The following is a 23804-nucleotide window of genomic DNA, read 5'->3' on the forward strand; positions in this document are numbered from 1 at the left end:
ACCCGCGTCACCGAGCCCGATCGCCTCCGGATCCCCCGTGGCGAACGCGGCCGCGCCGGGCCAGTACCGCTGCCGCTGGAACGCGTACGTCGGCAAATCGACACGACGGGCACCCGAACCAGCGAAGAATGCCGCCCAGTCGACGGTGACTCCGCGGGCGTGGACCTGGACGAGGCCGGTGACGAGGGACTCGTCCTCCGAACGACCGGTACGCAGGACGGGGATGAAGGCGGCGTCCTGCTCGACGCAGTCCTGAGCGAGCGCGGACAGCACCCCGTCCGGGCCGAGTTCGACGTACGTCGTCACGCCGGCGGCCTCAAGGGCGCGCACACCGTCGAGGAACCGCACGGCCTCGCGGACGTGCCGGACCCAGAACTCCGCCGAACCCATCTCGTCCGACACCAGCGCACCGGTCAGGTTCGACACCACCGGAACGTGCGGCGCCGAGAACGAAAGCCCTTCCACGACCTGGCGGAAGTCGTCCAACATGCCGTCCATGTGCGGCGAATGGAACGCGTGGCTGACCGCCAGCCGCTTCGTCTTGCGGCCCGGGAAGGACTCCGCGACCGAGGTCACCGCGTCCTCGTCACCGGCGACGACCACCGACCGCGGGCCGTTGACCGCGGCAATGCTCACCCGGCCGGTCAGCAGCGGCAGGACCTCGTCCTCCGACGCCTCCACCGCCACCATCACACCACCGGTCGGCAGCGCCTGCATCAGTCGACCACGCGCCGCGACCAGCGTGCACGCGTCGTCCAGCGAGAACACCCCGGCCACATGCGCGGCCGCGATCTCACCGACCGAATGACCCGACAGGAAGTCCGGCCGCACACCCCACGACGTCACCAGACGGAACAGGGCGACCTCGACGGCGAACAACGCCGGCTGCGCGTACTCCGTCTCGTTCAGCCGATCAGCGTCGGATCCGAACAGCACCTCCTTGAGCGGCCTGTCGAGCACCGCGTCCAGGTGTGCGCAGACCTCGTCCAGTGCGTCCGCGAACACCGGGTGGGCGTCGTACAGTTCACGGCCCATCCCGATGCGCTGACTGCCCTGACCGGTGAACAGGAAGGCGGTGCCGCCTTCACCGGCCGTGCCGGTGGTGGTCCGGGGCGCGGACTCGCCGGTGGCGAGCCGGGTCAGGGCCTCCCGCAGCTCCTGAAGGTCCGGGGTGGTGTGGTCGACGGTCAGGACGGCGGCCGCCCGGTGGTCGAGGTGCGCGCGGCTCGTGGCGAGGGAGTAGGCCACGTCGAGCGGGTCCTCTCCCCGCTTCTCGGCGGCGTCCAAGTGGGCGCTGAGGGCTGCTGCTTGGACTCGGAGCGCTTCGCGGGTCTTGCCCGAGAGGAGGTACGGGAGCACGCGCGCCGGTCGTGCGGTCGGCCGCGCGGCGGCCTCCGCCGACGGTTCGGCGTCCGGTGCCTGCTCGATGATCGTGTGGGCGTTGGTGCCACTGATGCCGAACGAGGAGATGCCAGCCCGTCGCGGACGGCCCGTCTCCGGCCAGGCACGCTGCTCGGTCAGCAGGGCGATCTCCCCCGCCGACCAGTCCACGTGCGGGGTCGGCTCGTCCACGTGAAGCGTCTGCGGAAGCACCCCCTCCCGCATCGCCATGACCATCTTGATGATCCCGGCGACACCGGCCGCGGCCTGCGTGTGACCGATGTTCGACTTCACCGAGCCCAGCAGCAGCGGCCGGTCCTCCGGCCGCTCCTGCCCGTACGTCGCCAGCAGCGCCTGCGCCTCGATCGGATCCCCGAGCCGGGTACCCGTGCCGTGCGCCTCCACCGCGTCCACCTCGGCGGCCGACAGCCCGGCACTCGCGAGAGCGGCCCGGATGACCCGCTGCTGCGACGGACCGTTCGGAGCCGTCAGACCGTTGCTCGCACCGTCCTGGTTGACCGCCGAACCCCGCACCACCGCCAGCACCGGATGCCCATTACGGCGGGCGTCCGACAGCCGCTCCACGAGCAGCATGCCAATGCCCTCACCCCATCCCGTACCGTCGGCCGCTGCGGCGAACGCCTTGATCCGGCCGTCCTCCGCCAGACCCCGCTGACGGCTGAAGTCGATGAAGTTCTCCGGCGTCGACATCACGGTGACACCGCCGGCCAGTGCCATGTCGCACTCGCCGCCCCGCAGCGCCTGGATCGCCCAGTGCAGCGCGACCAGGGACGAGGAGCAGGCCGTGTCGACCGTGACCGCCGGGCCCTCGAGCCCGAACACGTACGAGACTCGCCCGGACATGACGCTGCCCGCGTTGCCCGTGCCGACGTGGCCTTCGAGGCCGTCCTGTTCGCGGGTGACGAGGGAGAGGTAGTCCTGGCCGTTGGTGCCGACGAAGACACCCGCCCGGCTGCCGCGCATCGACGACGGGTCGATGCCGGCCCGCTCGAACGCCTCCCAGGACGTCTCCAGGAGGAGCCGCTGCTGCGGGTCCATCGCCAGGGCCTCGCGCGGCGAGATCCCGAAGAAGCCGGCGTCGAACTCCGCTGCTCCGGTGACGAATCCGCCTTCGCGGGTGTACGAGGTACCGGGCTGGTCGGGGTCGGGGCTGTAGAGGCGGTCCAGGTTCCAGCCGCGGTCCGACGGGAACCCGGCTCCCGCGTCCGTACCGCGTGCGAGCAGCTGCCACAGGTCCTCGGGGGACGTGATGCCGCCGGGGAAGCGGCAGCTCATCGCCACGATGGCGATCGGGTCACCGTCGACGGCCGCGGCGACGGGCAGCATGGCACCGGATACGGGAACACTGCCGACGAGTTCCTCACGGAGGTGCCCGGCCAGCGCGGCGGACGTCGGGTAGTCGTAGACGAGGGTGACGGGCAGGCGCAGTTCGGTCGCCGCACTCAGGCGGTTGCGCAGCTCGACGGCCGTCAGGGAGTCGAAGCCGAGCTCCTTGAAGGCCCGTTCGGCGCCCACCGCGTCCGCGCTGCCGTGCCCGAGGACGGCGGCGACGTGCATACGGACCAGGGCGAGCAGTTCGCGCGCCTGCTCGGCGGGCGCGAGCCCGGCCAGCCGGCCGGAGAGGGTGCCCAGGCGGTCCGCGTAGGGGGCCGCCGGGGTGTGGGCGGATGTCGCGGCACGCATCGCGCGTACCTCGGCGAGCTCGCTGAACAGTTCGCTGGGGCGCACGGCCGTGTGGCCGGAGAGGTACTGCTCCCATTCGACGTCGGCGATGGTGAGGGAGCCGTCGTCGGCGCCAACGGCCTGCCGGAGAGCACGGATCGCCGGCTGCGCGTCCATGGGGGGCACACCGTCCCGGCGCATCCGGGCGTCCAGCGCCTCGTCGGCGGCCATGCCGCCCTCGGCCCAAGGCCCCCACGCGAGCGAGGTCGCGGCCAGCCCGGCGGCCCGCCGCTGCTCAGCCAGAGCATCCAAATAGGCGTTGGCGGCGGCGTAGTTGGCCTGTCCGGCCGCGCCGACCGTCCCGCTCATCGACGAGAACAGCACGAACGCGGAGAGCTCGATACCCAGCTCGACGGTCAGCTCGTGCAGGTTCAGGGCGGGCGTCGCCTTCGCCCGCAGCACACTCTCGAACCGCTCCGGCGTCAACGCGTCGAGCACACCGTCGTCCAGCACACCAGCCGTGTGCACGACCGCCGTGAGCCCGGTGGCTTCGGCCGCGAGCAACGTCCGCAGGGCATCCCGGTCGGAGACGTCGCAAGCGACGACCGACACGTCCACACCCTGCCCGGCCAGCTCCGCGACCAGCTCGGCAGCACCAGGAGCATCAGCGCCCCGGCGGCTGGTCAGCACCAGCCGCTCCGCACCCGCCCCGGCCAGCCAACGAGCCACCCGACCACCCAGCGCACCCGTACCACCGGTCACCAGCACCGTCCCCGACGGCGCCCAGGAGCCGGAACCGCCGGCAGCCCGGACCAGACGACGCCCGAACACACCGGAAGAACGAACAGCGACCTGATCCTCACCAGAACCGCCGGCCAGGACCCCGACCAGACGGCCCATGGCCCGCTCATCCCACACCTCAGGCAGGTCGACCAGACCACCCCAACGCCCAGGCGCCTCCAGAGCCGCAACCCGGCCCAGCCCCCACACCTGGGCCTGCACCGCGGACACCAGACGGTCGGACCGGCCCACACTCACCGCACCACGCGTCAGGCACCACAACGGCGCCTCCACCCCGGCATCACCCAACGCCTGCACCAAACCAGCCGTCGCCACGACCCCAGCGGACTCGTCCAGCGCAAGAAGGGACACCACACCGGAGACGGCTCGCGCCCCGGTGAGCAGTCCGGCCAGCGCGGCACGATCGGCGCCGGGCTCGACCACGACGAGCCGAACTTCCACACCGCGCCCGGCCAGCGCATCCACCACGGCTGCGGTCTGCGGGTCGTCCTCCCCCGTGGCCGGAACGACGACGGCCCACTCGCCACCCAGTACGCCGGACGGCGTCGACGCCGCCGTGAGCGGCTTCCACGACACCCGGTAGCGCCAGCCGTCGGCCTGCGCCTGCTCCTGGCTCTGCCGGCGCCATGCCGACAGGGCGGGGACGAGCTCGCTGAAGCGGGCGTCGTCGGCCACCTCCAGTTCGGCCAGCAGGGACGTGAGGTCGCCGCGCTCCACCGCTTCCCAGAACCGGGCGTCCACCGCGTCGACCGCCGGGGCGGCGACAGGGGCGCCGTGAGACAGGTTCGTCTCCGGCCAGAAGCGCTGTCGCTGGAAGGCGTACGTCGGCAGCTGCACCCGCCCGACGCCCGCGCCCTCGGAGACGGAACTGAAGAAGGAACTCCAGTCCGTCTCCACGCCCCGCACATGCGCCACGGCAAGAGCGGTGACGACCGTCTCCGCCTCGGAACGGTCACTGCGCAGGGCCGGCACGAACACGGCGCCTTCGCCCGTCACGCACTGCTGGCCCATCGCCGAGAGCACGCCACCAGGGCCGAGTTCGAGGTACGTCGTGACCCCCGCTGCCTCCAGGGCGCGCATGCCGTCGAGGAACCGCACCGCCTCGCGGACGTGCCGCACCCAGAAGTCCGCGGACGCCATCTCGTCCGACACCAGCGCACCGGTCAGGTTCGACACCACCGGAAGGGTCGGGGCCGAGAAGGAGAGCCCCTCCACCACTCGGCGGAAGCCGTCCAGCATCCCGTCCATGTGCGGGGAGTGGAAGGCGTGGCTCACGGTCAGCCGCTTGGTTTTGCGGTCGGTGAACGAGTCCACGACCGTGCTCACGGCGTCCTCGTCGCCGGCGACCACGACCGACGTCGGCCCGTTGACCGCGGCGATGCTCACCCGGTCGGTCAGCAGCGGCAGGACCTCGTCCTCGGAGGCCTCCAGCGCGACCATCGCGCCACCGGCGGGCAGCTCCTGCATCAGGCGTCCACGGGCCGCGACCAGCGCACACGCGTCGTCGAGGGTCAGCACACCCGCCACGTGCGCGGCCGTGATCTCACCGATCGAATGCCCGGACAGGAAGTCCGGCTTCACGCCCCAGCTCTCCACGAGCCGGAACAACGCCACCTCGACGGCGAACAGCGCGGGCTGGGTGAACCCCGTCTCGTCCAGCAGGTCCGAGTCAGGCGCGGCGAAAAGTACGTCCTTCAGGGGCAGTTCGAGGTGGGCGTCCATCCGGGCGCAGACCGCGTCCAGCGTGTCCGCGAACACCGGGTAGGTGTCGTGGAGTTCGCGACCCATCCCCAGCCGCTGGCTGCCCTGTCCCGTGAACAGGAAGGCCAGCCCGCCGCCCGAGACGGTGTCCTGGACCAGCCCCGGCACCTGCTCGCCGGCGGTGAGGCCGCGCAGGCCGGCCGTCAGCGCATCACGGTTCGTCGCTTCCGCGACGAGAACGGCCCGTGTTTCGAACGTGGAGCGTCCGGCGGCGAGCGCGTACGCGATGTCGGCGGTAGCGGCCTGCGGGTTCTCGGCCAGCCACGCGACGAGCTGCTCGGCCTGGGCTCGCACGGCGGCGGCGTTCTTACCGGTGACGACGAACGGCAGGACCGGAGCACCGGCACCGGCACCGGCACCGCGGTCGTGACCCGGTGCCGTCGCCTCGTCCGCGAGCGGGGCCTCTTCGATGATCGTGTGGGCGTTGGTGCCACTCAGGCCGAACGAGGAGATGCCGGCCCGTCGCGGACGGCCGGTCTCCGGCCAGGCACGCTGCTCGGTCAGCAGAGCGATCTCCCCCGCCGACCAGTCCACGTGCGGGGTCGGCTCGTCCACGTGAAGCGTCTGCGGAAGCACCCCCTCCCGCATCGCCATGACCATCTTGATGATCCCGGCGACACCGGCCGCGGCCTGCGTGTGCCCGATGTTCGACTTCACGGAACCCAGCAGCAGCGGCTGGTCCTCCGGCCGCTCCTGCCCGTACGTCGCCAGCAACGCCTGCGCCTCGATCGGGTCCCCGAGCCGCGTGCCCGTACCGTGCGCCTCCACCGCGTCCACCTCGGCGGCCGACAGCCCGGCACTCGCCAGGGCCTGGCGGATGACCCGCTGCTGCGACGGACCGTTCGGAGCCGTCAGGCCGTTGCTCGCACCGTCCTGGTTGATCGCAGAACCCCGCACCACCGCCAGGACCGGGTGTCCGTTGCGGCGGGCGTCCGACAGCCGCTCCACGAGCAGCATGCCGACACCCTCACCCCAGCCCGTACCGTCCGCGCCGGCGGCGAAGGCCTTGATCCGGCCGTCCTCCGCCAGTCCCCGCTGACGGCTGAAGTCGATGAAGGCATCGGGGGTGGACATGACGGTCACGCCACCGGCGAGCGCCATGGAGCATTCGCCCTGCCGCAGCGCCTGTACCGCCAGGTGGAGGGCGACGAGCGACGACGAGCAGGCCGTGTCGACCGTGATCGCCGGCCCTTCGAGCCCGAAGACGTAGGAGAGGCGACCGGAGACGACGCTCGCCGCGTTGCCCGTGGCCACATGGCCTTCGAGGCCGTCGGCTTCGCCCGCGACCAGGGAGAGGTAGTCCTGGCCGTTGGTTCCGACGAAGACACCGGCCCGGCTGCCGCGCAGCGACGAGGGGTCGATGCCCGCCCGCTCGAACGCCTCCCACGAGGTCTCCAGGAGGAGCCGCTGCTGCGGGTCCATGGCCAGGGCCTCGCGCGGCGAGATCCCGAAGAAGTCGGCGTCGAAGTCCGCGACGTCGTACAGGAAGCCGCCTTCGCGCGTGTACGAGGTGCCGGGCCGGGCCGGGTCCGCGTCGTAGAGGCGGTCCAGGTCCCAGCCGCGGTCCGACGGGAACCCGGCGACGGCGTCCGTGCCCTGCGCGAGCAGCTGCCAGAGTGCTTCGGGGCTCTGTACGCCGCCGGGGAAACGGCAGGTCATCGCGACGATCGCGATCGGATCGTCGTCGTCGGCGACCGCCGCGCGGGTTGATGCGTCCGCTGCCGGCGCACGGCCCACCAGTTCCCCGCGCAGGAATTCCGCGAGGGCCGACGAGGTCGGGTAGTCGTACACGAGGGTGGTGGGGAGGCGCAGCGCGGTGGCCGCGCCGAGGCGGTTGCGCAGGTCGACGGCGGTCAGGGAGTCGAAGCCGAGCTCCTTGAAGGCGCGTTCGGCACCGACGGAGTCCGAGCCGTCGTGTCCGAGGACGGCGGCGACGTGCGTCCGCACCAGGCTGAGGAGCTCCCGCTCCTGCTCGGCCCGCGGGAGCTCGGCCAGCTTCGCGAACGCGGCGCCCGCGACGTCGGCACCCGTCACCACGGTCCCGTGACCGGCGGCCGGGGTGTCGTGTCCGGACCCGCCGGTGGTGGCGAGGTCGGCGACCGACGGGTTGCGGCGGCCGGCCGCCACGACGGTCGCGAACCGGTCCCAGCTGATGTCCGCGACGGTCAGGGCGGCGGCGTCGGCGCCAACGGCCTGTACGAGCGCGGCGATCGCGGCGTCGGGGGCCATCGGCGGCACGCCTTCGCGCCGCATCCGCGCGTCCATCGCCTCGTCAGCGGCCATGCCGCCCTCGGCCCACGGACCCCACGCGAGCGAGGTCGCGGCCAGCCCGGCGGCACGCCGCTGCTCAGCCAGCGCATCCAGATAGGCGTTCGCGGCAGCGTAGTTGGCCTGACCAGCCGCACCAACCGTCCCGCTCATCGACGAGAACAACACGAACGCCGACAACTCGATGCCCAGTTCAACGGTCAGCTCGTGCAGATTGAGAGCGGACGTCGCCTTCGCCCGCAGCACGCTCTCGAACCGCTCCGGCGTCAACGCGTCGAGCACACCGTCATCCAGCACACCAGCCGTGTGCACGACCGCCGTGAGCCCGGCGGCCTCGGCGGCCAGCAGCGTCCGCAGGGCATCACGGTCGGAGACGTCACAAGCGACGACCGACACCTCCACACCCTGCCCAGCCAGCTCCGCCACCAGCTCGGCAGCACCAGGAGCCTCCGAGCCCCGGCGGCTGGTCAGCACCAGCCGCTCGGCCCCAGCCCCGGCCAGCCAACGAGCCACCCGACCACCCAGCGCACCCGTACCACCGGTCACCAGCACCGTCCCCGACGGCACCCAGGAGCCGGAGGCCCCGGCCGCACGGACCAGACGACGCCCGAACACACCGGAAGAACGAACAGCGACCTGATCCTCACCAGCGGCAGAACCCCCCAGCACCCCGACCAGACGAGCCATGGCCCGCCCGTCCCACACCTCAGGCAGATCGACCAGACCACCCCACCGGCCGGGAGCCTCCAGAGCCGCAACCCGGCCCAGACCCCACACCTGAGCCTGCACCGCAGACACCAGACGATCCGACCGGCCCACACTCACCGCACCACGCGTCAGGCACCACAACGGCGCCTCCACCCCGGCATCACCCAACGCCTGCACCAGAACAGCCGACGCCACAACCCCAGCGGCCTCATCCAAGGCCAGCAGAGACACCACACCCGCCACCGAACCGGCAGCCACCAGCAGCTCGGCCAGCCCCGCACGATCCGTACCCGGCTCGACGGCCACCCGTCGAACCTCGGCACCACAGCCGGCCAGGGCGTCCACGACGGCCACGTCGTCCACCCCGGCCGGGGACACGACCAGCCACGCCCCGGACAGTCGCGCACCCGAGGCGGTGACATCCGTGAGCGGGGTCCACGACACCCGGTAGCGCCAGCCGTCGATCTCCGACTGGGTCCGTACGCGGCGGCGCCACGCCGAGAGGGCGGGGACGACCTCGCTCAGCGGCTGTTCGCCGGACGCGTCCAGTTCGAGGGTGGCGGCGAGGGCGGCCACGTCCTGGTGTTCGACCGCGTCCCAGAACTCGCTGTCGGCGGGGTCGGTGTGGTGTGCGGGTGTCGTGGCCGACTCTGCGGCCGGGGTGCGGGCGTTCATCCAGTACCGCTGCCGCTGGAAGGCGTACGTCGGCAGTTCGACCCGTGCGGCGCCCGTGCCGGCGAAGAAGGGGGCCCAGTCCACGTCCACGCCGCGGACGAACATCCGCGCGACGGCGTCGACGAGCGTGGCGGCCTCGGGGCGGCCGGAGCGCAGCGCGGCGGTGAACACGGGCGGGGTGGTGGGCTGCGGGTCGGTGCTCAGGCAGTCCTGTGCCATGGCCGTGAGGACGGGGTCGGGGCCGAGTTCGAGGAAGGAGTCGGCTCCGCGTGTGCGGAGGGTGCGTACGCCGTCGAGGAACCGTACGGCGTCGCGGACGTGGCGGACCCAGTGTTCGGGGGTGGCGAGTTCGGCGGCGGTGGCCGTGGTGCCGGTGAGGAGGGAGACGACGGGCAGGGTGGGCGTGCCGTACTCCACGACCTGCGCGACCCGGCGGAACTCGGCCAGCATGGCGTCCATGTGGGGCGAGTGGAAGGCATGGCTGACCGTCAGCCGCTTGGTCTTGCGGCCCCGGGTTTCGAGTTCCCGGGCGACTGCGGCCACGGCGTCCTCGTCGCCGGCCACCACGACGGACGTCGGGCCGTTGACGGCGGCGATGCTCACCCGGTCGGTGAGCAGCGGCAGGACCTCGTCCTCCGACGCCTGTACGGCGGTCATGACGCCACCGGCGGGCAGGGCCTGCATGAGCCGGCCGCGTGCGGCGACCAGTGCGCACGCGTCCTCCAGCGTGAACACGCCGGCGATGTGCGCGGCGGCGATCTCGCCCACGGAGTGGCCGGCGACGAATGCGGGCCGTACGCCCCAGGACTCGACGAGCCGGAAGAGTGCCACCTCCAGGGCGAACAGTGCGGGCTGGGTGTAGGCGGTCTGGTGGAGGAGGGCGGCTTCGGGGGTGTCGTCGTCGGCGAACAGGACGTCGAGGAGGGGGTGTTCGAGTTGTTCGTCGAGGTACCAGGAGGCGTTGTCGAGGGCGTCGGCGAACACCGGGTAGGTGTCGTACAGTTCGCGGCCCATGCCGAGGCGTTGGCTGCCCTGGCCGGTGAAGAGGACGGCGAGGCGTCCGGCGGTGGGGGTGCCGTGGATGACGGCGGGTGTGTCGGCTCCGTCGGCGAGGGCGTGCAGGGCGTGCTGGAGGGCGGTGCGGTCCTGGCCGAGGACGACGGCCCGCTGTTCGAAGCGGTCCCGGGTGACGGCGAGGGAGTGGCCGATGTCGTGGGGGGTGGTGTGCGGGTGGGTGTCGAGCCAGTCGCCGAGGCGGCGGGCGGCGGCGCGCAGGGCTTCGGGGGTCTTGGCGGAGAGGGTCCAGGGCAGCGGTCCGGTTTCGTAGCCGGGCAGGTCCGTGTCGGGCAGGGCGGCCGTGTCGTCCTGGCGGTCTTCGGCCGGGGGTTCTTCGATGATGGCGTGGGCGTTGGTGCCGCTCATGCCGAAGGAGGAGATGCCCGCGCGGCGCGGGGTGGGGGACGCCGGCCAGTCGACGGCTTCGGTGAGGAGGGAGACGGCTCCGGCCTCCCAGTCGACGTGGGGGGTCGGGGCGTCGACGTGCAGGGTGCGGGGCAGCACCTCGTGCTGCATGGCCATGACCATCTTGATGATGCCGGCGACGCCGGCGGCGGCCTGGGTGTGGCCGATGTTCGACTTCAGGGAGCCCAGCCACAGCGGCCGGTCCTGCGGCCGGTCCTGGCCGTACGTGGCGAGGAGGGCCTGTGCTTCGATCGGGTCGCCGAGGGTGGTGCCCGTGCCGTGTGCTTCGACCGCGTCCACGTCGGCGGGCGTCAGGCCGGCGTTGGCGAGTGCCTGGCGGATGACGCGCTGCTGGGCGGGGCCGCTGGGGGCGGTCAGGCCGTTGCTGGCGCCGTCCTGGTTGATGGCGGTGCCGCGGACGACGGCGAGGACGCGGTGGCCGTTGGCGCGTGCGTCGGAGAGCCGTTCGACGAGGAGCATGCCGGCGCCTTCGCCCCAGGCGGTTCCGTCGGCGGCGGCGGCGAAGGGCTTGCAGCGGCCGTCGGGGGCGAGGCCGCGCTGGCGGCTGAAGGAGACGAACGAGCCGGGGCTCGCCATGATCGCGATGCCGCCGGCGAGGGCGAGGGTGCATTCGCCGCTGCGCAGGGCCTGGACGGCGAGGTGCAGTGCGGCGAGTGAGGAGGAGCAGGCCGTGTCGACGGTGACGGTGGGGCCTTCGAAGCCGAAGGTGTAGGCGATGCGGCCGGAGGCGACGCTCGCGGCGTTGCCGGTGACGAGGTAGCCCTCGAATCCGTCGGTGGCTTCTTCGAGGCGGGGGCCGTATTCCTGGGTTTCGGCGCCGACGAATACGCCGACGCGGTCGCCGCGGAGTCCGGTGGGGGTGATGCCGGCCCGGTCGAATGCTTCCCAGGAGGTTTCCAGGAGGATGCGCTGCTGGGGGTCCATGGCGAGTGCTTCGCGCGGGGATATTCCGAAGAACGCGGCGTCGAATTGGTCGGCGTCGTGGAGGAATCCGCCTTCGCGGGCGTAGGTGGTGCCGGCCCGGTCGGGGTCGGGGTCGTAAAGGGAGTCGAGGTTCCAGCCGCGTCCGGTGGGGAATGCGGAAATGGCGTCGGTGCCGGTGGCGACGAGGTCCCAGAGGGCTTCGGGGGAATGTACGTCGCCGGGGAACCGGCAGCCTATGCCGACGATGGCGATCGGTTCGTCGCTGCTGACGGCGGCTGCGACGGGTTCCTCGGCCGGGGTGGTCAGGCCCAGGAGCAGGGCGTGGACGCGGTGGGCGAGGCGGGTGGGGGTGGGGTGGTCGAAGGCCAGGGTGACGGGAAGGCGCAGGCCGGTGCCGGCGACGAGCCGGGCGTGCAGGTCGACGGCGGCGAGCGAGTCGAAGCCCAGGTCGAGGAAGGAGCGGTCCGGGTCGAGGGTGGCGGGTGCGGCGTCGCGCAGGGCCGCGGTGACCAGTGCGGCGACCCAGTCGAGGAGTGCGGTGCGCTGTTCGTTCTCGGTGAGGCCGGCCAGGCGCTCGCGCCACCCGTCGGGGGTGTCGGTGGGGGCGGCGCCGGCGGTGCGGTCCTGGATTCCGCCGGCCTGGGAGGAGCCGTCGGTTTCGGCTGCGAAATCCTGGGACTCGTTCAACATCGCGCGCTCCATCACTCCGTGCAGAGAAACCTAAGACCAGAGATGACCTTGGCACGGGGGGGCTGCCGCAGAAACCCCTAACAATCCCCTATGGACCCCTAGGTGAGGGGCTGTGGGGAATGCGTCCTGATTCTGCGGGCGCGATTGAATCACTATGCCCTCGGGGTGCGCGCGATGGCAACAATTACGGGGGCTTTTGTCTGCCGAATTCCGGCGGGCGGGGCGGGCGGGCGGCCGGCCAACGGGGCGGCCAACCGGGCGGGCGAACAGAAGCGGAGGGACGGTCGTCAGGACCGTCCCTCCGCTTCCCGGGGGTTCGCCAGTTGGTCTATCGGGGGGTGGTGCGCGGGGTCCGTTCGATGAACGGGGCGAGGATGCCGGGTACGGCCTCTTCGGCGAGGGCGAGGCCGTCCGAGACGCGTACGTCGCGGATCTTGTAGACGCCGTTGCCGGAGGCGGTGGCGGCGCCCAGGGTGAGCAGGTCCGCGCGGCGCTGGAAGACGGAGCGGGTGATCGACCAGCCGATGACGCCGTCCCGGTGGAAGGCGACGGTGCGGCGGGTGAAGGTGCCCGCGCGGGTGACCAGGTAGCGGCCGTGGAGGGCGTGGCCGAGGTTGCGGTAGGCGTCGTGGGCGAGGGCCAGGCCCGCGGGCAGCAGGATCAGGGCGGTGATCCAGCCGGTGTGGACGAGTGCGGGCGTGAGCCACAGGCCGAGGCCGACGAAGGGGGCGGCGATCAGGACGGTCCAGATCAGGGCGCGGTTGATCCTGCGGCGCAGGGCGGCGCGGGGGTGCGGTGCGAGGGTGGCTTCGACCGTCGGGGAGGTGGTTTCGCCCAGGACGTCCGCGGCGATCCGGCGGGCCACGGCCATCGGTACGGGCGGGGTGAGGCGGCTGCGGCTGCTGTTCTCGTCGGCGTCGCCGAGGCCGCTGGCGACGGCCTTGACGCGGGCGCCTCCGGCCCAGCGCAGCAGCAGCGGTTCGGCCACTTCGGCGCCGCGCAGCCGTTGTTCCTCGATGCTGACGGAGCGGGTGATGAGGAGGCCGCGGCGGACGCGGAGCATGCCGGCTTCTTCGCGGTCGAGGCGGTAGCCGCCCCAGCCCTCGATGAAGGTGGCCGTCGATCCGAGGACACCGATCAGGATGATGACGGCGAGGGTGACCAGCAGGCCGTACCAGAGCGGTACGGAGCCGAAGCGGGCCTCGATGTCCTTGACGATGCCGAGTTCCAGCGGGTCGATCTTCAGCTCGTGCAGGGTGCGGTAGGTGCTGCCGACGGCGATGAAGACACCGCCGACGCCCCAGAGGGTGAGGGGTGCGTACCGCAGCCACGCCCAGTCGAGTTCGGCTATGGCGGCATCGGTGTCGTCGGTGGTGTGCGTCAGGCCGCGGCGGGTCCGGCGGAGTTCGGTCAGCCGGCCGCGGAGCGCGGTGGCGTCGCGGACGCTGAGGCCGTCCAGGGAGAGGCCTCCGTCGGTGGAGCCCTGGTCGCCGGTGCCGATCTTCAGGGAGGTGAGGCCGAAGAGGCGGTGGAGGGGGTTGGCGGTGAGGTCGACGCTGCGGATGCGGTCGACGGGCACCGAGCGCTGGCTGCGGAAGAACTTGCCCTTGTGCACCTCCATCCGGTCCTCGGTGATGCGGTACCGGGTGGTGATGAGCCGCATCAGGCTGATGCCGGCGATGACGAGGCAGGTGATGAGGAACGAGCCGAGGGTGATCAGGACCTGGAGGTTGAACTCGCCGCCGTTGATGAGGGAGGTGGCGGCGAACATGGCCAGCGGGGTGGCCACGACGCTCAGGTTGACGAGGAAGAGGCGTGGGTTGAGCCGGCCCCAGGCGTCGTCCGGGGCGGGGTTCCCGTGGCTGCGTACCGCGGTGTCGGCCGTCACGTCGCGTCTCCCGGTACGGCCTGGGTGGACCTGGTGAGGTGTTCGACGAGTTCGGTGGCGATCCGGTGGTCGAGTCCCTTGATCTTCACGGCGCCGGCGGAGGAGGCGCTGGTGACGGTGACGCCGGAGAGCCTGAACATCTGCTGGAGGGGGCCGCGGAGCATGTCGACGGTCTGGATGCGGGAGAGGGGGACGACCCGCCACCGCTGCCAGAGCCATCCGGAGGCGGCGTAGACGGCCTCGTCGGTGGTCTCCCAGCGGTGCACCCGGTAGCGCCAGATGGGCATGATGCCCATGTAGAGGAGCCCGGGGACGAGGGCGGCGAGGAAGAGCCAGCCGAAGACGAACCGCGCCGGCGGGATGGTGAGGTAGAGCACCCCGAACACGAGCGGGAGCGGGAGGGCGAACAGGGAGGACTGGAGGGTCCACCAGCCGATCGCCCGGCTCTCGACCCGGTTGCGAGGCGGACGGAGCCTCAGTTCTTCGTTGTCTGGCACTGCCTCACCCTGGTTCCTGAACGATGTCGCGTCTTCGCCGGTCAACTCGTGTCGCATCACTGTCGGTTCACTCCCCGCCCGTCGCCCTTGCGCTGTTCGCCGTCCGCCGGGCTCCGCCGTCCGGCCGCCCGCCGTTCCGGCCGGGGGCCGGTGGGTCGGTGTCGGGTACGTCGGTGGCGGGTGCCGTCGCGGCCCGTACGGCGCGGAGCCTGGACAGCAGGACCGCCGTCCGGGCCAAGACCATCGACAGCGACGTCAGGGCGAGCGAGCTCACGAGGACCTCGCTGCCACTGAGCTGGTAGTCGGTGGTGAACCGGGTCATGCGGGCACCGAACCAGTGCTCGCAGCCGTAGGCGAAGAGGATCTGGGCTCCGAGGAGGAGGACCCAGACGGCCGCGTGGCCCGGTCCGCCGGTGCTGCGGATGTCCCCCGCAGGGTCCCGGTGTGCGGAGAGCAGGGAGCCCGCGACGAGTCCGCAGATGCCCCCCGCGCCGATGCCGGCGAGGTGCAGCGACGTGTCGTTGCCGGCCGTCGGGAAGGAGTGTACGCAGACTCCGATGACGAGGACGGCCACCAGTGTGGGGGCGGCGATCCTCAGGGGGGTGATGCGCCGGTTGCCGGAGTCGGTCGCGAGGATGACGGCCAGGAGCGATCCGCTGGTGATGAGTGCCGTCGTGAACTGACCCACGTGCCCGAACCCGCCCTTTCCCGCTTCCTTCGGAATCCTTCTCGCGGCTCTCCTCGCCGCTGTGTCCAAAGTAGGGCGGGTGGGCGGACCCCGGTGCCGACTGATCGGTGGGACCGGCTGTCAACCGATCGACGGACACGGGCTCGAGTCGTGGTAGGACTGGTCACGTGCACATACACACACAGGAGGGGGAGGTTCCGCGGTCGGCCGCGAACTACGGCCCCGACTCGGGGAGCCGCTGGTTCGGTCTGTGGGACGGCTACTTCGCGATCTCCTACCTCGTCACCGTCATCCTGCTCTTCACCTCCGACGAGGACCAGGTGCACCGGGCGTTCGCCATCGGCGCGCTGACGCTGATCGTGCCCTGGTACGCGGGTCTCGGCCGCAGGCTGATGATCCACCGGACGACGGGCCGGCGGAACATCGTGTTCTCCGTCGGGCTCTTCGTGCTGTTCGGGTCGTCCAGTCTGCTCGACTTCGCGGGTTCCTTCGCGCTGTTCGCGGTCGTCCCCATGCTCATGATGAGCCTGTCGATGCCGCCCGCGATCGTGCTGGTGGTCCTGGCCAACCTGTGGCCGGTGACGGTGGTGTGGCTGCGGGGCGGGGAGTTCGACCCCCACATCCTGGGGGTGCTGCCCATCTCCCTGCTGGGCATCGCCCTGTCGGTGCTGCTCGGCGTGTGGATCACCCGGGTGGTGCGGCAGAGCGCCGACCGGGGCGAGCTGATCAACGAACTGCGGCGCAGCCGGGAGCGCGAGGCCCGGCTGTCGCACCAGGCCGGCATCTCGGCCGAGCGCGAACGCCTCGCCCGGGAGATCCACGACACCCTGGCGCAGAGCCTGACCAGCATCATCAGCCTGGTGCAGGCGGCGGAGTCGGAGGTGGTGGACAACCCCGAGCGGGCGCGCAGCCGCCTCGGGCTGGCCGGGCGGGTCGCCCAGGACAGCCTGGCCGAGGCCCGCGGGTTCGTCTCCGCGCTCACCCCGCCGGCGCTCCGGGAGAGCTCGCTGGTGCAGGCCGTACGCCGGCAGGCCGACCTGCTGATGGAGGAGACGGGGCTCACCGTGCGGTGCACGGCCCGGGGTGCGGAACGGCCGCTGCCGATGGCGGTCAGCGTGGTGCTGCTCCGCTCGGCGCAGGAGGCCTTCGCCAACGTGCGCAAGCACGCGCGGCACGCCCGTAGGGTGGAGGTGCTGGTGGCGTACGCGCCGGACGCGGTACGGCTCGTGGTCCGCGATGACGGCGCGGGCTTCCGTACGGACCTCCCGGAGCCGCAGGACGGCCCGGACGAGGTGCGGGACGGCGGGCCGGACGGCGAACGGAACGGTTTCGGGCTGCGCGGGATGCGCGCCCGGGTGGAGGAGATCGGCGGAATGGCAGAGGTCAGCAGCAGCCCTGGGGCGGGCACGGTCATCGAGGTGACGGTGCCGCTGGGCCCCGTGGCAGGGGAGTCGGCCGGTGAGTGAGCGCGGACCGATCGGGGTGATGCTGGTCGACGACCATCCGGTGGTCCGGGAGGGCCTGAGCGCCATGCTGGAGCTCGACGCGGGCATCACGGTGGTGGGGCAGGCCGGTTCCGGTGAGGAAGCGGTGCTGCAGGCCGCCCGGCTGAAGCCCGACATCGTCCTGCTCGACCTGCGGATGGGCGGTATGGACGGGGTGGCCGCGACCGGGCACATCCTGCGGGAGTCGCCGCGTACCAAGGTGGTCATCGTGACCACGTACGAGGACGACGCCGACATCCTGCGCGCGGTGGAGGCGGGCGCGGCGGGCTACCTGCTGAAGGGCAGCTCCCGTGAGGAGCTCGTCAACGCGGTGAAGGCGGCGGCGCGCGGGGAGACGGTGCTGACGCCGTCGCTGGCACCGAAGCTGTTCCGGGCGCGGGTGGTGGAGACGCCGGTGCTGTCCGAGCGGGAGCGCGAGGTGCTCCAGCTGGTCAGGCAGGGCATGACCAACGCGGACATCGGGCGGCGGCTGTTCATCAGCGAGGCGACGGTGAAGACGCACCTGCTGAGGTCATTCAAGAAGCTGTCGGTGTCCGACCGCACGGCGGCGGTGATCACGGCCCTGGAGCGGGGCCTGCTGTCCTGAGGCCGGGCCCGCCGTCCGGGGCGGGGGTGCCGGGCGGCTGCCCGGCACCCCCGCTCAGGCGATGCCGGGCAGGCTCAGGTCCCACAGCTGCGCGGGCAGGTCCCGGCGCCGTTTGACCTTCAGCTTGCGGTAGATCCGGGTCAGGTGCTGTTCGACGGTGGAGACGGTCACGTACAGCTTGGTGGCGATCTCCCGGTTGGTGTGACCGCGGGCCGCGAGGAGCGCCACGCGCGCCTCGGCCTCGGACAGCGCCTCGGCCTCCTTGGGCGGTTCGGCCTCGCGTCCGGTGACGACGGGTTCGCCGTCGCCCTGCCCCGGCGTGAACTGCTGGCACAGCGGCTGCGCCCCGCAGGACTTGGCGACGTGCCAGGCCTTGCGTACGAGCATCCGGGCCCGGTTGAAGTCCCCGGCCGCGCGGTAGCAGCTGCCCAACTCCCCTAGTGCGCGGGCGAGTTGGAGCCGGTCCTCGTGTTCTTCGAGGAGTTCCACGGCTTCGGTGAGCCGCTTCAGCCGGTACGTGAGGTCTCCGCTGGTCAGGGCGAGTGCGAACAGCAGGGATCCGCGCGGCCGGCTGCCGGCCGGGCCCGCCTCGCGCTGCTTCTGCTGTTCGACGTACTCGCGGGCCCTCGGGACGTTGCCGATGGCCAGCCACGCCTCGGCGGCGTCGAGCCGCCACGGCGCGAGCTCCACGGCGTCCATGCCCCAGGCCTGCATCAGTTCCCCGCAGGTGAGGAAGTCGCGCAGGGCGGCGTGGTAGCGGCCCGCGGCGAGGTGGCAGCGGCCCCGGGCCCGCAGGTAGTGGAGCCCGATCTGGGTCTCCAGCATGGTGTCGGGCACCGGCTGTTCCAGCAGGCCCATCGCCTCTTCGAGGTTGCCCATCTGGGTCTCGGCCTCGATGAGGATGGCCAGCGGCATCGCGATGCCGACGCCCCAGCTCTGCACGGATATCAGGGACATGGCCTGACGGGCCTGGGCGGCCGCACCCGGCAGGTCGCCCTGGCGCAGGGCCACCTCGGCGCGGACCGCCCCGAGGGCCGCCTGCCAGGTGGGCGCGTTGCGGGCGGAGCATTCGCCGAGGAGCCGGTCGGTCCAGGTGAGCGCGAGGTCGAGGCGGCCCGCGTAGACGAGGGCCAGTACGGCGAAGACGAGGGGCGTGAGGGTGTGGTCGCTGAGGTGGTAGCGCTGCAGGACCCGGGTGGCCGCGGAGACGGCCGCTTCGCCCTGCCCGCCGCGCAGCGCGGTCCGCATGGCCTCGACGGCGGGGACGTGGGCGTCGTCGGGCATGGCGTAGGGGGCGGTGTCGCCGGCGTCGGCCGGTGCGGCGCCCGGTGTGCGCGGGGCGGCGGGGCGGGTGCCGTACGGCGCGCCGGTGGTGGTGAACGCCTCCCCGACCGCGGGGCTGACGAGCGAGAGCCAGCTCTGTGCGGCGGCGAGGGTGCCGGGGTCGTAGGCGAGGGGCTGCCCCGTGTCGCGGGCCTGCCGGGCGGCGTCCTGGAGGCGGCGTACGGCCGCTCCCGCCTGCCGGGCCTCCCCCATCCAGGCGAGGCAGGTCACGGCGTGGAGGAGGTCCCGGTCGGTGAGCCGGCCCGCGGCGAACTCCCGGGAGAGCTGGCGCAGATGGCCCTCGGCGGCGACCGGGCTGCTGCGCCAGACGATGCTCACCAGGCGGGACTTCAGAGCGGTGCGGCGGGGTCCTTCGGGGCTGGAGGCGACGGCCAGTTCCCCGCAGCGCAGGGCGAGTTCGGGGTCGTCCTCGACGAGGGCGTACTCGGCGGCCTGCTGGAGGACGGGGATCGCCCAGTCCTCGACCTGCTTGCGGGCGGCCAGGAGGTGGCGGGCGACGTCGAGGGCGGCCGCTCCGTCCTGGTGCAGCAGGCGCGCGGCGCGCTGGTGGAGCGCGGACAGGGCCCCGGTGGGGGCGGCGGCCAGTACGGCGTCGCGGGTGGCCGTGTCGCGGAAGGCGCCGTCGCGCATGACGCCGCACCGCTCCAGGTCCTGGACGGCCAGTTCGGCGGACTTGACGTGGACGTCGGTGATGCGGCTGAGGAGGGCGGGCCGGTCGGCGTCACCGAGGACGGCGATGCCCCGGGCGACCGCCAGCATCTGGGGGTCGCCCCGGTGGAGGCAGTCCAGTACGGCGCGTTCGAAGGTCTCGGCGGGGACGAGCGGCTGGAACGGTTCGCTGTCTCCGAGGGCCGCGAGGCCGTCCTCCAGCAGGGCCTTGACCAGCAGCGGGTTCCCGCCGGTGGTCTGCTGGCAGTCGGCGGACAGGCGCTGGGCGGCGGCGGTGGAGAAGCGGCCGGCCAGCAGGCGTCCGGTGCCGTCCGCGCTGAGCAGGGGCAGCCGGATGCTGGTGCAGTTGGGCTGGCGTTGCAGTTCGGCGTGGAAGGCGAGCTGGGCGGGCAGCAGCCGCACGGCCTCGGTGAGGACGATCAGGACTCCGGCCTGCCGGACCCGGCGGGCCAGGCACAGCAGGAAGGCGCGGGAGAGTTCGTCCCCGTGGTGGACGTCGTCGACGGCGATGACGAGGGTGCGTTCCCGGGCGATCCGCAGGAGCGCGGCGCAGACGTGGGGCAGGACCCGCATGCCCGCCTCGACGGCGCCGTCGGCGTCCCCCCGGTCCCCGGCTTCCAGGGCCTGCGCGCCGGCGCCGTCGAGCAGTGCGGTGGTCTCGGCGTGGACCGCGGGGTCCAGGGGTGCGGTCGTGTCGAGCAGGCGGCGCAGGATGCCGAAGGGCAGGTAGCGCTCCGCCCGGGATCCGGCGGCCTCCAGGACCAGTGCCCCTTCGGAGAGGGCCGCTTCGGTGAAGTGTTCCAGCAGCGTCGTCTTGCCGCCCGCGATCGGTCCGCTGATGACGGCGACGCGCCCTCGGCCCCGACGGGCGCTGCCGAGCAGGTCGTTGAGGGTGTCCCACTGCTTTTCACGCTCGATCAGCGTCGCCGCCACTGCGTTTCCTTCCCCCGGGCTGCCTGAACTTGCCCTGAACTGCACTGTGTCGCGCCTCCTCGCGCCGCCCCGCGCTCCGTCGGGCGGGGGCGGGGCGGTTCCGGGGCGGGCGGGGTCCGGTTCCCTCCGTGCGGGGAGGGCGTCCGGCCCGGCCTCGGTACCCGTCTCGTCCGTTCGTCGCCTGCGGGCCGTTGGTCGTGCGGCCGGCGCGGCGGGCGTGCGCCTGGGTCGTGTCCCTGGGTCGTGTCCCTAGCGGGTGGCCGCCGCGAGCTCCTCGGAGACGATCTTCAGGATCTGGGCTTGTTGCCGGGCCAGGAAGAAATGGCCGCCCGGGAAACGGTGGATGTCGAATCCGCCGCTGGTGTGCCCTTCCCAGGCTTCGGCTTCCTCCCGGCTGGTGCGGGGGTCGGACTCGCCGGTGAGCACGGTGATGGGGGCCTTCACCGTGTCGTCGGACGCGGCCCGGTAGTTCTCGATCGCGGTGTAGTCGCTCCGAATGGCGGGAAGCACCATGCGGAGGATCTCCTCGTTTCCGAGAATCGAGGCGTCGGTCCCGCTGAGTTCCCGCATTTCGGCCACGATGCCGTCGTCATCGCGCAGGTGCACGGTTTCGTGGCGGAAACTCGACGGCGAGCGGCGTCCCGACGCGAAGACGCGGACGGGGCTGATGCCGTGGTCGCGTTCCAGCCTGCGCGTCACCTCGAAGGCGAGGACGGCGCCCATGCTGTGGCCGAACAGGGCCAGGGGCCGGTCCAGCCAGGGCACGAGTGCGCTGGTCAGCGCGTCGGCGTAGACGTGGATGTCCGTGATCCCGGGCTCGTGCCGGCGGTCTTGGCGTCCGGGGTACTGCACGGAGAGGACGTCCACGGCCGGGGCGAGTGCCTGGGCCATGGGGAAGTAGAAGGAGGCGGATCCGCCGGCGTGGGGCAGGCAGACCAGCCGGATCGGGCTTTCGTCCGCGGCGTGATAGCGGCGGACCCAGGCGTCGGCATTTTGTTTATCGCTCAAGGGGATGAAAACTCCGTGTTCCGGTCCGGACGCGGCCGCCGGTTCGGTGGTCCGAACCTTTTCACCACTTCCGTACACGCGTTCCGTTGTCACCATGTTTAGCAGAGCCCCAATGGGGTCAGTACCCCTACATTGCACCCCTACCCCGGCCGAAAATCTTCGCTCGCCGGGATCCGGATGGGCGTTCTCCACGCCGATGCCCTAGGGTCCGGTACTCACCGGAAAGCAGGCCCGGATCGCATGCCATGGCCCGGAAATCAGGGAATGCGGGGCCTCCTGCCCGGTCCGCCGCGACCGCCCGCGCCCGACCGGCCGGGCGCGTCAACGGCCCCCGGACCCAACCGTTTTCGGTCATCTACCGATCCTTGAGCGAACCTCAAGTTCCGGCCAGGTTCGGGGTTCCGGTTAGGGGTTTCGGCTGGTGTCGCACCCCCGCCTCCCGGCCTCGGGCCGACGGGCGGGGAGCCCCGTTCAGTCCTCGAACGAACCGTGCCGGCCCGCCCCGGACGCGAACCGGTCGGCTCCCGACTGCGTCTCGCCGGCCCCGAGCGGAACCGCGCCGTGCCGGAACTCGACGGCCAGCGCCTCCGGCTCGCTCAGGCCGTGCTGCTCCCGGACGGAGAGCCGGTCGTGGCGCAGGCACAGCTGGGGGAACCCCGCGATCTGCCGGGCCAGCTCCTCCGCCGCGTGGCGGGCCCGGCCCGGCGGCACCAGCCGGTTGGCGAGTCCGATGGCGTACGCCTCGGCGGCGTCGACCGCCCGGCCGGTGAGGATCATGTCCATGGCCCGGCTCTCCCCGATGAGTCGCGGCAGCCGCACCGTACCGCCGTCCACGAGCGGGACGCCCCAGCGCCGGCAGAACACCCCGAAGACCGCGTCCTCCTCCGCGACCCGCAGGTCGCACCACAGGGCCAGCTCCAGGCCGCCGGCGACGGCGTGTCCCGCGACCGCCGCGATGACGGGCTTGCCCAGCCGCATCCGGGTGGGTCCCATCGGGCCGTCCCCGGTCTCCAGCACCTGGTTGCCGCGTGCGGTCCCGACGGCCTTGAGATCGGCGCCGGCGCAGAACGTCCCGCCCTCGCCCCAGAGCACGGCGACGGCCGCGCCGTCGTCGGCCTCGAACGTACGGAACGCCTCGGCCAGTTGGGACGCCGTGGGGCCGTCGACGGCGTTGCGGACCTCCGGCCGGCTCAGCACCACCGTGAACACCGGGCCGTCCCGCTCGATCCGCACGGCCGACTTCTCGTCCACCCCGCACCCCTCCCGCTCGCCCGCGCACCGGGCCCGTGTCCGTGTCCGGCCGTCACGTTACTCGCGGGTGACGCTCCCGGGTGCGGAGACGGCAGGCGGCTTCCCGGCGGGCCGCGCCTCAGCCCGTACCGGCCCAGCGGCCGGTGACCAGCGCGGCCTGCTCCTGGAGCGCCGAGACCACTTCGCGGGCGCTGCGGGCCGCGGTGGAGCGGAGGACGGCGACGCTGATCTCGCGGGCGAGCTCGGGCCCGGCCACGGGACGTACGGCCAGGTCGGGGTGGGGGGCTCCGAGGGCGAGCCGGGGCACGAGGGCGACGCCCGTGCCGGCGGCCACGAGGCCCTGGACGACGGCGTAGTCGTCGGTGCGCATGGCGTGGACCGGTTCGAAGCCCTGCTGGGCGCAGGCCCAGGTCAGCACGCGGTCGCAGGGGTCGTGGGGGTCGGCGGCGCCCACCCACGCGGTGTCGCGCAGCGCCGTGAGCGGGACCCGGTCCAGGGCCGCGCAGGGGTGGTCCCGGGGCATGACGAGGAGGAGCGGATCGGCCAGGAGGGGGTGGAGTTCGAAGGCGTCGTCCAGGTCGAGGCGGTCACCGGGCTGGGAGAAGACGAGGGCGGCCTGGAGTTCGCGGGCCCGCAGTCCCCTCAGCAGCCGGGGGAGTTCGCCTTCGGTGAGGGAGATGTGGACGCCCTGCTGGTGGAGGCGTTTGACGGCTGGTGCCAGCAGCAGGGCGCCCGCGGTGGGGAAGGTGCCGATGTGGAGGGTGCGGGTGCCGCGCTCGGCGAGGTCACGGACCTCCAGTTCGGCGTGGCGCAGGCGCTCCAGCACGGCCTCGGCGTGGGGCAGCAGTGCTTCGCCGAGTTCGGTGAGCGTGGCGCCGCGCGGGCCGCGCGTGACGAGGCGGGCGTCGAAGTGGCTCTCCAGGGCGGCCAGGTGGTGGGTGATCGTGGGCTGGCTGTAGTGCAGGGCGCGGGCGGCGCCGGCGAGCGAGCCCTCCTGGGCGATGGAGCGGAGCACCTGGAGATGACGTACCTCGAGCATATAGACAGGGTATGGAGGGGTACA

Annotated in this window: 10 protein-coding genes; 2 read left to right on the plus strand and 8 right to left on the minus strand. The window is 72.5% G+C overall.

The window, feature by feature from the left end:
* The 4 genes from ABZZ17_RS16520 to ABZZ17_RS16535 form a co-directional block, all read right to left on the minus strand.
* Positions 1-12372 (minus strand): type I polyketide synthase (locus ABZZ17_RS16520; RefSeq protein ID WP_356876479.1); only part of this gene is annotated, 12372 nt, incomplete at its 3' end.
* A 328-nt stretch (positions 12373-12700) separates the two neighbouring features.
* A complete protein-coding gene (locus ABZZ17_RS16525; RefSeq protein WP_356876481.1) occupies positions 12701-14260 on the minus strand; it encodes a PH domain-containing protein in 1560 nt (519 codons plus the stop codon).
* Positions 14257-14757: a PH domain-containing protein gene (locus tag ABZZ17_RS16530; protein WP_356876483.1), complete on the minus strand. Its 501-nt coding sequence runs from the start codon at positions 14755-14757 to the stop codon at positions 14257-14259. Before ABZZ17_RS16530 ends, ABZZ17_RS16525 begins: the two co-directional genes overlap by 4 nt.
* Before the next feature lie 67 nt (positions 14758-14824).
* A complete protein-coding gene (locus ABZZ17_RS16535; protein ID WP_356876485.1) occupies positions 14825-15445 on the minus strand; it encodes a hypothetical protein in 621 nt (206 codons plus the stop codon).
* A 167-nt stretch (positions 15446-15612) separates the two neighbouring features.
* On the opposite strand from ABZZ17_RS16535, the gene ABZZ17_RS16540 reads away from it, so the two are divergent.
* On the plus strand, positions 15613-16911 hold the full coding sequence (locus ABZZ17_RS16540; protein WP_356876487.1) for a sensor histidine kinase: 1299 nt from the start codon (positions 15613-15615) through the stop codon (positions 16909-16911).
* A gap of 19 nt (positions 16912-16930) precedes the next feature.
* Positions 16931-17536: a response regulator transcription factor gene (locus tag ABZZ17_RS16545; protein ID WP_356876672.1), complete on the plus strand. Its 606-nt coding sequence runs from the start codon at positions 16931-16933 to the stop codon at positions 17534-17536.
* A gap of 54 nt (positions 17537-17590) precedes the next feature.
* Here ABZZ17_RS16545 and ABZZ17_RS16550 read toward each other — a convergent pair whose 3' ends face one another.
* The 4 genes from ABZZ17_RS16550 to ABZZ17_RS16565 all read right to left on the minus strand — a co-directional run bounded on the left by ABZZ17_RS16550 (position 17591) and on the right by ABZZ17_RS16565 (position 23780).
* Positions 17591-20482, minus strand: a complete 2892-nt coding sequence (locus tag ABZZ17_RS16550; RefSeq protein WP_356876489.1) for an AAA family ATPase — start codon at positions 20480-20482, stop codon at positions 17591-17593.
* Positions 20483-20731: 249 nt separating this feature from the next.
* On the minus strand, positions 20732-21490 hold the full coding sequence (locus ABZZ17_RS16555) for an alpha/beta fold hydrolase (RefSeq protein ID WP_356876491.1): 759 nt from the start codon (positions 21488-21490) through the stop codon (positions 20732-20734).
* Between the two features lie 471 nt (positions 21491-21961).
* The gene (locus ABZZ17_RS16560) at positions 21962-22741 is read right to left on the minus strand and encodes a crotonase/enoyl-CoA hydratase family protein (RefSeq protein WP_356876493.1); all 780 of its coding nucleotides are present in this window, start codon (positions 22739-22741) and stop codon (positions 21962-21964) included.
* Between the two features lie 118 nt (positions 22742-22859).
* Positions 22860-23780, minus strand: coding sequence for a LysR family transcriptional regulator (locus ABZZ17_RS16565; protein ID WP_356876495.1), 921 nt, complete (start codon positions 23778-23780; stop codon positions 22860-22862).
* Positions 23781-23804: the final 24 nt, after the last annotated feature.

Origin of the sequence: Streptomyces sp. NPDC006512, assembly GCF_040611935.1 — a bacterium.
Classification (GTDB): Bacteria; Actinomycetota; Actinomycetes; order Streptomycetales; family Streptomycetaceae; genus Streptomyces.